Origin of the sequence: Chryseobacterium sp. C-71 (genome assembly GCF_020911865.1) — a bacterium.
Taxonomy (GTDB): Bacteria; Bacteroidota; Bacteroidia; order Flavobacteriales; family Weeksellaceae; genus Chryseobacterium.
The window spans coordinates 864,407-878,292 of record NZ_CP087131.1 but is presented as its reverse complement, the minus strand read 5'-3'; the positions used below and the strand labels follow the sequence as shown (position 1 = coordinate 878,292).

General features: G+C 36.7%; 7 protein-coding genes. 6 read left to right on the top strand and 1 reads right to left on the bottom strand.

Annotation, left to right across the window (positions count from 1 at the left end):
• Positions 1-81 precede the first annotated feature (81 nt).
• Positions 82-1,617 (bottom strand): peroxidase, FMP-type, encoded by a 1,536-nt coding sequence (locus LNP04_RS03895; protein ID WP_229985266.1) that lies wholly within the window; start codon positions 1,615-1,617, stop codon positions 82-84.
• Between the two features lie 600 nt (positions 1,618-2,217).
• Here LNP04_RS03895 and LNP04_RS03890 point away from each other — a divergent pair.
• The 6 genes from LNP04_RS03890 to LNP04_RS03865 all read left to right on the top strand — a co-directional run bounded on the left by LNP04_RS03890 (position 2,218) and on the right by LNP04_RS03865 (position 13,736).
• Positions 2,218-3,597 (top strand): glycoside hydrolase family 28 protein, encoded by a 1,380-nt coding sequence (locus tag LNP04_RS03890; RefSeq protein WP_229985265.1) that lies wholly within the window; start codon positions 2,218-2,220, stop codon positions 3,595-3,597.
• On the top strand, positions 3,597-6,452 hold the full coding sequence (locus LNP04_RS03885) for a glycoside hydrolase family 2 TIM barrel-domain containing protein (RefSeq protein WP_229985264.1): 2,856 nt from the start codon (positions 3,597-3,599) through the stop codon (positions 6,450-6,452). The genes LNP04_RS03890 and LNP04_RS03885 overlap by 1 nt, the downstream gene beginning before the upstream one ends.
• Before the next feature lies 1 nt (position 6,453).
• The gene (locus tag LNP04_RS03880; protein ID WP_229985263.1) at positions 6,454-7,776 is read left to right on the top strand and encodes a rhamnogalacturonan acetylesterase; all 1,323 of its coding nucleotides are present in this window, start codon (positions 6,454-6,456) and stop codon (positions 7,774-7,776) included.
• 193 nt (positions 7,777-7,969) lie between these two features.
• Positions 7,970-10,747, top strand: a complete 2,778-nt coding sequence (locus LNP04_RS03875) for a glycosyl hydrolase (RefSeq protein WP_229985261.1) — start codon at positions 7,970-7,972, stop codon at positions 10,745-10,747.
• A 9-nt stretch (positions 10,748-10,756) separates the two neighbouring features.
• On the top strand, positions 10,757-11,560 hold the full coding sequence (locus LNP04_RS03870) for a lacto-N-biose phosphorylase central domain-containing protein (protein WP_229985260.1): 804 nt from the start codon (positions 10,757-10,759) through the stop codon (positions 11,558-11,560).
• Positions 11,561-11,864: 304 nt separating this feature from the next.
• Positions 11,865-13,736, top strand: coding sequence for a rhamnogalacturonan lyase (locus LNP04_RS03865; RefSeq protein ID WP_229985259.1), 1,872 nt, complete (start codon positions 11,865-11,867; stop codon positions 13,734-13,736).
• The last annotated feature ends 150 nt before the right edge of the window (positions 13,737-13,886 follow it).

The following is a 13,886-nucleotide window of genomic DNA, read 5'->3' as shown; positions in this document are numbered from 1 at the left end:
TAAAGAAAATCAGTCATATAAAGCAAACAGCACCATTGGAATTCTAGTGGTGCTGTTTTTATTTAAATTTCACAAAAAGTTTTATCCTTTATGATAAGGACAACCCGCTGGCGGATTAACTTCACTTGAAAAAGAATTAATATTTGCTTTCGGACCTTCAAAAAACTGCTCTTCTATCACACGTCTTTGATCTGCGGGAATATCTTCCAGTTTACGAAGGGTATTTACCTGAATGTGTGGCCAGCTTGTCGTACCACCATCATCACCAAACATAAACTCAAAAAAGATGATCTGCTCATATTGTAACTGAAGAATTTCTTTTCCGTTTTCGATTACTGTTTCAATCCACATCCGCATATTCATTTCAACTGTTGGCACAAAACGGTTGACAAAAGGAACATTTAAAATACCTCCTTGCGCACCTGTTTTGTTTCTTGAAGACATCTGGACGAAAACGTAGTTGCTCACATTTTGCCCGCTTAAAGTATCTCTCAATCGCATATCTGGTCGTACAGAATACGGATATAAATCGTGAGCTAAAATTCGTTGGGTATAGATTTTATTTTCACCAGGATCATTTTGGTCATTCAATTTTTCATGAACCCAAGCCGGCGCGGGTTGATCAAGATTGATCGGATTTTTAACACTTGCACCAGCTCCGCCCATAGTCGGTGATATCGAAAGAAAATCAGGATTCCATGTTGCATCGCCTGTCGGAAATTTTGGCGATCCATCAATCAGATAACCCGATTGATTGGGCACAATATCACCAAGCAATGTAATTGTGCTTCCGTGAGGAATAACACCGCTTCTCGAAATAGAATAATCCGGAATAAAATAAGGCCCTTGATTGCCTGCACCCGGTTTCAACTCTTTTGCAGGGATGATTTCATAATATTCCTGGCCTTCTTTTAGATCGCTTAAAAGAATGTACTGCTTATTGTTTTCATCCGATGAAATCTGAACCAAAGGCTCATTTCTGTATTCTCCTTTGTAACCGTAATCTTTAAAATCCTGTTCATCAAAAGCATGAATTCCACGGTCTCTTTCAATCGATTCTTTGGTTGCTGCATGATTGTAGACATCGCTTAACCATAGATACATTCCGTTTTCCTCATGAATCGGAGTGTATTTTAAAGCAGATTGCCCTTCTACGGTATTTACACTTTGAATGCTCTGCTCATATTTGATGGCACCGCAAAATAATTCATTTCCGCCGCCACGATTACGAACGCCGCCGGGAACTAAAGAAAATGTCAGCTTTTCAATATATTCTTCACATTCAAAACTGAATTTTCCGGGAATGCTTCCTGAATTAGTGCCCGGAGAAGGCATAATCGTCGTATGAATTCCGCTTCCGTTTAATTTTCTGTCGATATTAGAATTGTAATCAGCATTATAGCTTACCCAGGTGCCATCCAATACTTTTAAAACACCATAATCTACGTCATTTCCTATTTCCTCAAGATTTTTTTCCTTAAACGGAAATAATGGGTCATCAATCGTAAGTTTAGAATATCCGGACATCAGTTCTTCTAAAACTCCTTTCTGGGTCTGAACAGATTGCTTTAGTAATAAATTTTCGTTTTCAGAACTTTCTTTTTTTCTTTTAAGCATAATATGTTGTTTTTATGGTTATTAAAAATGTTTTTATCAGCTAAATATATCAGAAACTAATCTTTGCCAGAAATGATTTTCTGGTTATTAAAGAATTCGTGGTTATTAGTTTTAGCTATCCAAAATTACTCAGATACCATTAGAATTAATTCAGTATTTCTACTTAAATTTCATTTTTGATCTGATGAAAAGTGTGAATTACGATATTCAAATTCAAGATTTATAAAAATTAAATTTGCAACCATAATAGAAATTATCTTAAAAATACTTCAACATGAAAGAGCAGGATGCTGTAAGTACATAGAATGTATATTTTTATGAAAATGAAATGAACGAATGATTTTACTTTTGACTGTCCGAATCTATATGTAATTAAAAGCCTTTGTACTCATTGTTGAGTGAAATCGAAGATTCGACGAAGTCAAACGCCTTTGCGAACCTTAAAAGCATTTAGTGGTAAAAAAATCTTTGCGAACTTTGCATTAAAAATTAGCGTTATAATAAAGTAAGGAGAGACTAATTGAAAGTTATTTTACTGATTTTTATGTTTTGTAAATAAGTATTCAGAAAAATCAGGTCATACAGCAATATAAATATATTATGAAATTTCAAAATACATCCAAATTCGTTTGGTCTCTATTCATTCTCGCTTTATGTTCGAATGGATTAAAAAGTCAGGACAAATGGCCAGACGGAACTAAAATTGACAAATGGTTTAAAGAAAACAAACCAACAGACATCAATAAATTAGGAAAAAAATATATCCTTACTGAAAACGGCGTGAAGAATGACAGCACGGTTCTTCAGACGAAACAACTGCAGGCAATCATTGATTTGGCAGCTAAAAATGGCGGTGGAGTCGTGGTAGTTCCGAAAGGAACTTTTCTCATCAGTTCAGTTTTCTTTAAGCAGGGAACGCATTTGTACTTGGAAAATGGAGCGAAATTAAAAGGAAGCGACGATATCAATGATTTTCCGGTTGTAATGACAAGAATGGAAGGTCAGACTGTCAAATATTTTCCGGCTTTGATTAACGCAGATGGATTGGACGGTTTCACGATTTCAGGAAAAGGAACTTTGGATGGAAACGGACTTCGTTTCTGGAAATCATTCTGGAAAAGAAGAGAATGGAATCCTAAATGCACCAATATGGACGAAATGAGACCAAGAATCATCTACGTTTCAAATTCTAAAAACATTCAGATTGAAGGAATTACGATTAAAAATTCACCTTTCTGGAGCACACATTATTATAAAAGTGATTTTGTTAAATTATTAAATCTGACCATTCTTGCTCCAAAAGAACCTGTAAAAGCACCAAGTACAGATGCGGTTGACATCGATGCTTGTACCAATTTCTTAATTAAAAATTGTTATTTGTCAGTCAATGACGATGCTATCGCTTTGAAAGGTGGAAAAGGTCCCAAAGCAGATGTTGACCCGAATAACGGAGAAAACAGAAACATCATTATCGAAGACAATACTTTTGGATTCTGCCATTCTGCGCTCACTTGCGGAAGCGAATCAATTCATAATTACAACATCATTTTCAGAAATTCTACCGTGAAAGATGCGTCAAGATTATTACACTTGAAGATGCGTCCAGACACGCCTCAACATTACGAATACATCACGCTCGATAACATCAAAGGAAATGTAAAAACATTCATTTATGCAAAAGGTTGGAATCAGTTTTTTGATTTGAAAGGAGAAGCAAAACCGAAAAAAGGCTTGGCTAATAATATTACCATCAAAAATATAGATTTAAGTTGCGAGACAGCATTTTCTATTGAAAAATCAGATTTGTTTGATTTAAAAGATTTCACTTTTGAAAATTTGAAAATCAAAGCTTTAAAACCAGAAATGGAAAATTTAAATAACATTCAAAATTTAAAGCAAACCAAAGTCAATGTGACGAAAGTAGATTCTCTTACGCAATCTTACGATAAAAAAGACGACTCCGACACTGCTGCAAAATAATGAATTTTTCTTCCAAAATATTCGCTCTTTTATGTGTCTGTTCACAGCTTTTGTTTTCTCAGTCTAAAGAAATTCAATTCTTAACTGGGAAAGATGCTGAGCATACAAAAGAATGGGATTTTTGGATAAATTCTGGTAGAAAATCGGGAAGTTGGAGCAAAATCAATGTGCCTTCTCATTGGGAACAACAAGGTTTCGGTTCGTATAATTACGGTCGGGATTATGTAACATATGGTAAAAACTTCAAGTTTCACGACGAAACGGGTTTATACAAACACAAATTTTTGGTTCCAAATTCATGGAAAGGAAAAACAATCAACATCGTTTTCGAAGGTTCAATGACCGACACGGAAGTCAAAATCAATGGGAAATCGGCTGGAGCAATTCATCAGGGCGCTTTTTATGAATTTAAATATAATATTTCAGATAAAATTCAATTTGGAAAAGAAAATATTCTTGAAATCAAAGTTTCTAAAATGTCCGGAGACAAATCCGTCAACAATGCAGAACGTCTTGCAGATTATTGGATTTTAGGCGGGATTTTCCGACCTGTTTATTTGGAAGCTAATCCGAAAGAACATATTTCGTCAACAACGATTGAAGCCAAAGCAGACGGAACTTTTCGTTCCAATATTTATTTAAATGAAATTAATTCTGCCAACAATATAAAAGTAGAGTTATTTGATATTAAAAACAATTTGGTTGGCGAATCTCTGGTTCAAATTCAAAAAGGAGATACTTTAAAACAGATTCAATTTTCGGTTAAAAATCCAAAACTTTGGACAGCTGAAACACCGAATTTATACAAAGCAAAATTCACTTTAAATAAAAATAAAAAATCAATCAGTCAAAGTGAAGAAAAATTCGGTTTCAGAACGATTGAAATCCGAAAAGGCGACGGAATTTTCATCAATGGAACAAAGGTGAAAATGAAAGGCATCAACCGTCACGTTTGGTGGCCGGAAACGGGTAGGACTGTTACAGAAAACATAGATTTAATGGATGTTCAGCTCATCAAAGAAATGAATATGAACGCCGTTCGTTGTTCTCATTATCCGCCAAATAAATCATTTTTAAAGATTTGCGATTCGCTCGGGTTATATGTTTTGGATGAATTGGCGGGTTGGCAAAAAAAGTACAGCACAGAAGTGGGGAAAAAGCTTGTGAAGGAAATGGTGACGAGAGACACCAATCATCCTTCGATTATTTTCTGGAGCAACGGAAACGAAGGCGGACATAATTTTGATTTGGATGCAGAATTTGCAAAATACGACTTGTCAAACCGTCCCGTTATTCACGCACATCACAAGCCAGGAAACGCTTTCAACGGCATCGACTGCAATCATTACGAAGATTATTACAGCACAAAAAAAATTCTCGAAGGAGAAAATATTTATATGCCGACCGAGTTTTTACACGCACAGGACGACGGCGGTGGCGGAACTTCACTAGCCGATTATTGGGAACTTCACTGGAATTCCAAAAAAGTCGCAGGGGGTTTTCTCTGGGCGTTTGCCGATGAAGGTTTGGTAAGAACCGATTTTAATAACCAAATAGATGTGAATGCGATTAACGCTCCGGATGGAATTGTCGGTCCGCATCGTGAGAAAGAAGGAAGTTTTTACGCAATCCGCGAAATTTACAGTCCTGTAAAAATTGATTTGAAAACTTTGCCGAATGATTTTAACGGAATCATTCCAATTGAAAACCGTTATCATTTTACCAATCTAAATGAATGTCAGTTTGAATGGAAATTAGTAAAATTTAAAACACCTTTTTCTTCAGAATCAGGTTTTGATATTATTAAAACAGGAAAAGCAGAATCTCCGAATATTAAACCAACAGAAAAAGGAGATGTTAAATTAAATCTTCCTTCAAACTGGAAGGAAAATGAAGGTTTGTTATTAACGGCAACCGATTCTTTCGGAAAAGAAATTTACACCTGGACTTGGAAATTGAAGTTGAATAATGAAAATTCAAATCAGTTTTCAGAATCTTTAACGAAAGAATTTCCGGTTTCTATCGTCGAAAATGATGTTGAATTTATTTTAAAATCAGACGAAAAAGAATTTGCCATTGGTAAAAAAGACGGCTTATTAAAATCTATTATTGTCGATAAAAAAGGCAAAAAAATAACTTTTAAAAATGGCCCTGTTTTCGTGAACGGAACAATGGAATTATCTTCCATAAAATCTTTTGCAGAAGGACAAAATCAATTAATTGAAGTCAATTACAAAAACGGAAATAAAATCATTTGGAAACTCAATCCTAACGGAATTTTAGAGTTAAATTATGAATATTCTTTGTCTGGAGATTATCAATTTTCTGGGGTGAGTTTTGATTATCCTGAAAACTATGTCATCAGCGCAAAATGGCTGGGCAAAGGTCCGTATCACGTTTGGAAAAACAGAACTCAGGGACAAACATATAATGTCTGGCAAAATTTGAGAAATTCAACCCGAACTGGTATTTCGCCTTGGATTTATCCCGAATTTAAAGGTTATTTCGATGATATTTCTTGGTTGCAATTGAATACAGCAGAAGGGAAAATCACTGTTGGAACTAAAGAAGAAAAAATGTTCATCAGACTTTTTGATTTTTACGGAATTTACGGTGCAGAAGGTTTCCCGAAACTGCCAACAGGAAATATCTCTTTCCTCGATGCGATTCCACCGTTGGGAACTGTTTTGGCATTTAATATTAATAATGATACTTCCACTTTAGGTCCTGAAAGTGAACCGAATCATCTGAACGGAATGTTTAAAAGAACATTGTACTTCTATTTCGGACTGCCGGATTTGGGCGATGAAAATAAACAGTTTACAATGCCAAAAGAAAACATTTTAACAGATTAAGATGAAGAACGGGATTTCACTTTTAATCGTTTTTTTCTGCGCAACGATATTTGCACAGCAAACCACTTTCAAATTCGATTTTGGTGGAAGTACAGTTGAAAATGGTTTCATTCCAATTAATTCGACTTCGAAATTCGATAAGAAAATCGGTTACGGATTTATGGATATTTCCGGTTTGAAATCTGATGACAACGGAGGAAATGCTTTGAAGGGAGATTTTATAACCAGCGACAAACCCTTCTATTTTTCAGTAATAGTTCCTGAAGGAAATTATAATATTACATTAAATCTTGGCGATTCTAAAGGAACTTCGGAAACAACCGTTCGTGTAGAAAATCGTCGTCTGATGCTCAATGACGTCAAAACTAAAAAGGGCGAAATTCTTGAAAAACAAATCACGGTTCACGTCAAAGACAGCATTATTCGAAATCAGAACGGAACTCAAATCGGAATTGTAAAACTAAAACCTAGAGAAAGAAAATATCTGCATTGGGATAACCTGTTAACGATTGAATTTAATGATAGAGCTCCGAAAGTTTGTTCGGTCATCATTCAGCCCAACAAAACGGCTAAAACCATCTATATCACTGGAGATTCAACGGTTGTGGATGCGCAATACGAACCTTGGGCGTCGTGGGGACAGATGTTGCCTTATTTTTTCGTTCCAAATGACGTGGTGATAGCCAATTATGCCGAAAGCGGAGAAACCCTGAAAGCCTTCGAAGACCGCCACCGAATCGATAAAATCTGGAATAAAATAAAATCCGGAGATTATCTCTTTATCCAATTCGGGCACAACGATCAAAAAGCGGGAAACAGCACAAAATCCGGTTACAGAAAACGATTAAAGGAGTGGATTTCAAAAGCCAGAGAATTGAGAGCAATTCCCGTTTTAGTCACCTCAATGAACCGTCGTGTTTTTAATAAAAACAATAAAATCGTTAATACTTTGGATGACTTTCCCGATGCAATGCGTGAGATTGCGAAGGAAGAAAAAGTCGATTTAGTTGATTTGAATGCGTTGAGCAAAACCTTATTTGAAGCAATGGGACCGGAAAAAGCAAAGAAAGCATTTGTTCATTATCCCGCAAATTCTTATCCCAATCAGCCAACCGCTTTGGCGGATGATACGCACTTCAATACTTATGGTGCTTATGAATTGGCAAAGTGCGTTGTAAAATCTATCGTTGACCAAAATTTACCTTTAAAAAAATATATTTCGAAAAATTATAAGACTTTTAACCCAAATAACCCCGATGATGTCGAAAAATTCCACTGGCCGGAATCTATCTTTATGGAAACTGTGAAACCTGATGGAAATTAACAAAAATCTTTGATTTTTTAAACTAATGTGTTCTTCTTAGCAATCGAATCACTCACTTAAAAAATAACTAATGTGTCCAAAATCTTTTGTGACTTTTGACTCCGTCGAAATAATATTCATCGACTGAAAGGAGATAATCTTCGATTTGTGGTTAATTTTAAATGGTACGCGTGGTTAAATTTAAATGTAAATAATGAAAATTAAAAATATAGTCAGTCTAAGTCTTCTCTGTTTTGCCTTCGGAAATCTCTCCGCACAAAACCCGTGGCCAAAAACTACCGAGACCGCAAAACCCTGGACCCGCTGGTGGTGGATGGGAAATGCCGTCGACGAAAAAGGATTGGACAAACAACTCACGACTTTAAATAAAGCAGGTTTCGGAGGCGTAGAAATCGTCCCGATTTACGGCGCAAAAGGTTTTGAGAAACAATACCTCAATTACCTGTCTCCGGAATGGATGAAAATGCTTCAGTTCACCACGAACAAAGCAAAAAGCCTGAATATGGGCGTAGATATGGCAGTCGGAACAGGTTGGCCAATCGGTGGACCACAAGTTGACGAACAGGACGCTGCGACAAAAATGATTGTTCAGACTTATACCATTGTATCAGGCGAAAAATTTGCAGATAAAATTGTACTGAAAGACGAAAAACAGAAGAATTTAAAAACCATAAAACTAGATGTTGTAACGGCTTACAATGAAAAAAATGGAGCGGTAGTTTTAACAGATAAAGTAAATGCTGACGGAACTTTAAACTGGAAACCAGCATCAGGAAAATGGACAATTTACGCAGTTTTCGTTGGTAAAACTTTGCAAAAAGTAAAACGTGCAGCGCCAAGTGGAGAAGGATATACTTTAGACCATTTTTCACCGGATGCAACTAAAGATTATCTGAAAACTTTCGATAAAGCATTCGGAAATTCAAATTATGGAATCCGTTCTTTTTTTAATGACAGCTATGAAGTTTACAACGCCGACTGGACGCCGGATTTTTTAAATGAATTCAAAAAAAGACGTGGATACGATTTAAGTCTGTACATCAAATATCTCGTGAGCAACGAGGAAAATGAAATTGCAGTAAGAGTAAAATCGGATTACAGAGAAACCTTGAGCGAACTGATTTTAAATAATTTTACCAAAGATTTCACCAATTGGGCGCATTCAAAAAAATCAAAAAACACCAATCAGGCACACGGTTCGCCGGGAAATTTATTGGATTTATATGCAGCAGTAGACATTCCTGAGTCTGAAACTTTTGGAAGTTCAATTTTTGAAATTCCGGGCTTGAAAAGAGATACTGCAGATATTCAAAAATCAGATATGCCGGATTTTAATATGTTGAAATTTGCTTCTTCGGCAGCGAATGTGACGGGCAAAAAATTAACTTCAAACGAAACTTTTACCTGGCTGACAGAGCATTTCAAAACCTCGTGGTCACAGGCAAAACCCGAAGTGGAGCAGGTATTTTTATCGGGAATCAACCACGTTTTTTACCACGGAACTACATACACTCCGGCTGATGTTCCGTTTCCGGGATGGCTGTTTTATGCGTCGGTGAATTTCGTTCCGGAAAACAGTTTATGGCCTCATTTGAAAGGATTAAATTCTTATATTGAACGTACGCAAAGTGTTTTACAAAGCGGAAAATCGGATAACGAATTGCTGATGTACTGGCCGATTTACGACCAATGGGCAAATCCGAAAGGGAAGGACGTGACGTTCAAAGTTCATAATGTTGAAAAATGGTTACAGCCAACTCCGATGTATGAAAATCTGAATAAACTCAGTAAAATGGGTTACTCTTTAGATATGATTTCGGACAAAATGATTGGCGAATCGAAGTCGGAAAATCAGAAAATTCAGGTTTCAAAAGAAGGTTCTGCGTATCAGGTTTTAATTATTCCTGAACTGACTTATTTGCCGGAATCTACTTTAAAAAACATTTTAGATTTGGCTCAAAACGGAGCATCAATTATTTTTCAAAACGAACCGAAAGATATTCCCGGAAACTTGGAGGTGGAAAAAAGAAGAACGCAGTTGAAATCTTTATGGAATCAGATTCCGTTTCAAAACCAAGATGGAAATATAAAAATGGCAAGCTTCGGAAAGGGAAAGATTGTTTTGAGTTCCGATGTAGCAAAAGGTCTGGAATATTTAAAAATTGAAAGAGAAAAATTGACAGACACCGGATTGAAATTTGTGAGAAGACAGTTCGACGGCGGAAAATACTATTACATCGTCAATCATACTGCGAAGGAAATCAATCAAAATATTCCGCTGAATTTTGTTGGAAAACAAGTCGCTTTGATGAATTCTGAAAATGGAGATTATGGAATTGTCGACACTCAAAATAATTCAGTGAAAATTCAATTAAAATCCGGTGAATCTTTAATTGTAAAAGCTTCTGAAACTGCAGATAATTCTGTGGAAAAGTGGAAATATGTTGAAAAAACTGAAGCACCGATTTTTTTAAATCAGCCTTGGCAATTATCTTTCAAAGAAGGCGGTCCTGAACTTCCGAAACCCAGAACATTGACAAAACTTCAACCTTGGACGAATTTCACAGAAGATGCTCAAACGCAAAGCTTTTCGGGAACCGGAGTTTACACAACTACTTTCAATTTAAAGAAAAATAAAGCCGACGATTATCTTTTGAAGTTCGATAAAATCTACGAAAGTGCAACCGTGATTGTCAACGGGAAAGAGGCCGGAATTGTTTGGAGCAACCCGTTTGAAATCAACGTTGGAAAATATCTTAAAAAAGGAAAAAATACGATTCAGATTGAAGTAAGTAATCTGATGGCCAACCGAATCCGTTATATGGATAAAAATAAAGTTGAATGGCGAAATTATCACGAAATCAACTTTGTGAACATTAACTATAAGCCTTTTGACGCATCTAACTGGAAAGTTCAGCCTTCCGGTCTGGATGGCGAAATTCAATTAATACCAATTCATTATTCAAAATAAAAATTAATTATGACTAAAAATATCATAAAAACATTCACATTAGGAACTTTGCTGACCTTCAGTTTTTCCAATGCTCAGCAGAAACCGAAAGTCGTTTTAGACAACTTTTTCAACAACGAAAAGAGAGAAAACAAAGAAACCAAAGCATTGGAATCCTGGCATTACACGTGGAATGACACGACCAACGGCGGGTTTTCTTTGCTGGGAGAAATCTTCACAAAACAAGGCGCAGAAATTAGCACTTTGACAACTGTTCCGACAAAAAAAGATTTAAAAAACGCCAACATTTACATCATCGTTGATGCCGATATTGACAAAGAAGCTTACGGCGGAAAGGCCAATCTGATTGACCCGACCAGCAGCAAAAACCTGACGGATTGGGTGAAAAAAGGCGGCGTTTTGGTTTTGATGAGCAACGATAATGGCAATTCTGAATTTGAACATTTCAATAAACTAGCACAGGAATTTGGAATTCATTTCAATGAAGACAGTTACAATAGGGTTCAGAAAAGAGAATTTGAGCAAGGAAAAGTAATGGTTCCGGCTGGAAATGAGATTTTCTCTGAGCAGAAATTATATATGAAAGAAGTGAGTTCCATCGACGTGAAATCTCCTGCCAAAGCTATTTTGACTGCAGAAGGTAAAAATATTGGAGCGATTGCAAAATTCGGCAAAGGGACGGTTTTCGCATTGGGCGACCCGTGGTGCTACAACGAGTATATCGACGGCAAGAAACTTCCAGCAGATTTCACCAATTATCAGGGAACTGAGGAATGGGTAAAGTGGCTGTTGAAGCAAACTTCTAAAAAATAATTTGTGAAGTGCAATCGGTTGAAATTGTTTAAGAAGATTTATTTGGGCAGCTATTTCCGCCTTCCACTCCCAATCTTTTTTGCAAGACGATTTCAGTTTAAATAGAACTCTAAGAACAAGCAAAAAAGGATTTCCGCTCAAGTCGGGCTGCGAGAGATTCGGCGCAAAAAAATCCTTGTCAAGGTTCCAAACCTTGACAAGGATAAAATCATATCGAAAATTATCAATAGGAATGGGCTTTAGCCCGTTTAAAAAGATGAGATTTCAAATTCGGCTTTAGCCAAAACTTATTAAAACAAGATTTATGAAAATCAAATATATCTTCATTACCTCCGCCATTTTTCTTTCGCAACCATTTTTTGCCCAAAGACAAATGGAATATCTGAAGCGAGGAATCGTTGCCATTCCAGCAGATTCCGGTGTTTTTGTAAGTTGGCGTTTGCTCGGTACAGAAGCTCAGAATACTCATTTTGATTTGTACCGAACTGAAAGTAATTCAACCAAAAAGCTGAACGAAAAACCACTTTTGAACGAAACTAATTTTTTAGATAAAACAGCCGACAAAGCAAAGAATTACACCTATTTCGTCAAATCAAATACTCAGGATCAATCGGTTGATATCGATTCTGCAAAATATGTAGCGAATCAAAAACCTTATTTTTCAATTCCGTTGAAAACACCTGCAGGTTACACTCCGAATGACGCATCAGTAGCTGATTTGGACGGAGATGGGGAATATGAAATTATTCTTCATCAAGTTGGTAGGTCAAAAGATAACAGCCAAAAAGGAGAAACCGACCCGCCAATTATTCAGGCTTATAAAATGGATGGAAAGCTTTTGTGGGAAATTAATTTAGGTAAAAATATACGAGAAGGTGCGCATTACACTCAGTTTTTAGTCTATGATTTAGACCAGGATGGAAAGGCGGAGATTGTAATGAAAACTGCCGACGGAAGCAAAGACGGAAAAGGGAAATTCATTGGAGACCCGACAAAAAATTACGTCAACGAAAACGGAATGATTCTTTCCGGAGCGGAATATCTGACGGTCTTTGACGGACAAACCGGAGCGGAAATTAATACAGTCAATTACCAAGTTCCAAGATTTGCAGGCAGTTTGAATCCAACCGATGAGGAAATGACAGAAACCTGGGGCGATGCAAAAGGAAACCGACTCGACCGGTTTTTAGGAGCAGTTGCTTATTTAGACGGAAAAACTCCGAGTGTGATTATGTCGAGAGGTTATTATACAAGAACGGCGATTGCAGCTTGGGATTATAAAGATAAAAAACTCAGTTTGAAATGGCTTTTCGATACCGAAAGTTCGGAAGAAAATAAAAAATACCGCGGTCAAGGAAATCATAATTTGAGTATTGCAGATGTTGACAACGACGGAAAAGATGAAATCGTTTTCGGTGCAATGACGGTTGATGATGATGGAAAAATATTAAACAGCACAGGCTTCGGTCACGGTGATGCCTTGCATGTAGGAGATTTGGACCCATCGAATCCGGGATTGGAAATTTTTGATATTCAGGAGAGATTTGATGATGCAGGAGCGCATTTCAGAGACGGGAAGACCGGAAAAGTTTTATGGAAATTACCATCTACAGTTTATAGCAAACAAGGGAAATTTCAAGGACCGGGACGGGGTTTGTCATTAAATATTGACCCTCGTTATGAAGGTTCAGAATCGTGGGCTGCCGGAGCTGGACTAAAAGGCGTTTACGATACCAAAGGAAAAAAAATCAGCGAGAAAAACCCAGTTGCCAATATGGGAATCTATTGGGACGGTGATTTTTTAAGCGAGATTTTAGACGGAACCAACGTTTCCAAATGGGATTGGAAGAATGAGAAATCAAACCTCATTTTCGATGCTAAAACTTTTCAGTGCGAATCCAACAACGGTACGAAGAAAAATCCAGCCTTAGTTGCTGATTTATTCGGAGACTGGCGGGAAGAAGTGATGTACAGAACAGCCGATAATCAGGAATTGAGAATTTTTTCTACAACAATTCCAACAAAGCACAGATTGTATACTTTGGTGCACAATCCGCAGTATCGTTTGAGCATAGTTTGGCAAAATGTGGGCTATAATCAGCCTCCGCATACCGATTATTATCTGGATGAATCGATTAAGGAAATGCCAAAACCGAGTTTTATAACCACAAAATAGATTTTACAAGAAAGTAATTTTAACCACAAATCGAAGATTCGACGAAGTCAAAGTCACAAAAGATTTTAGACATATTAGTTATTGTAAGTTGATGATTCGACTTGTGATAAGAACACATAAGTTTCGAAAATCAAAGATTTTCATTTGTGT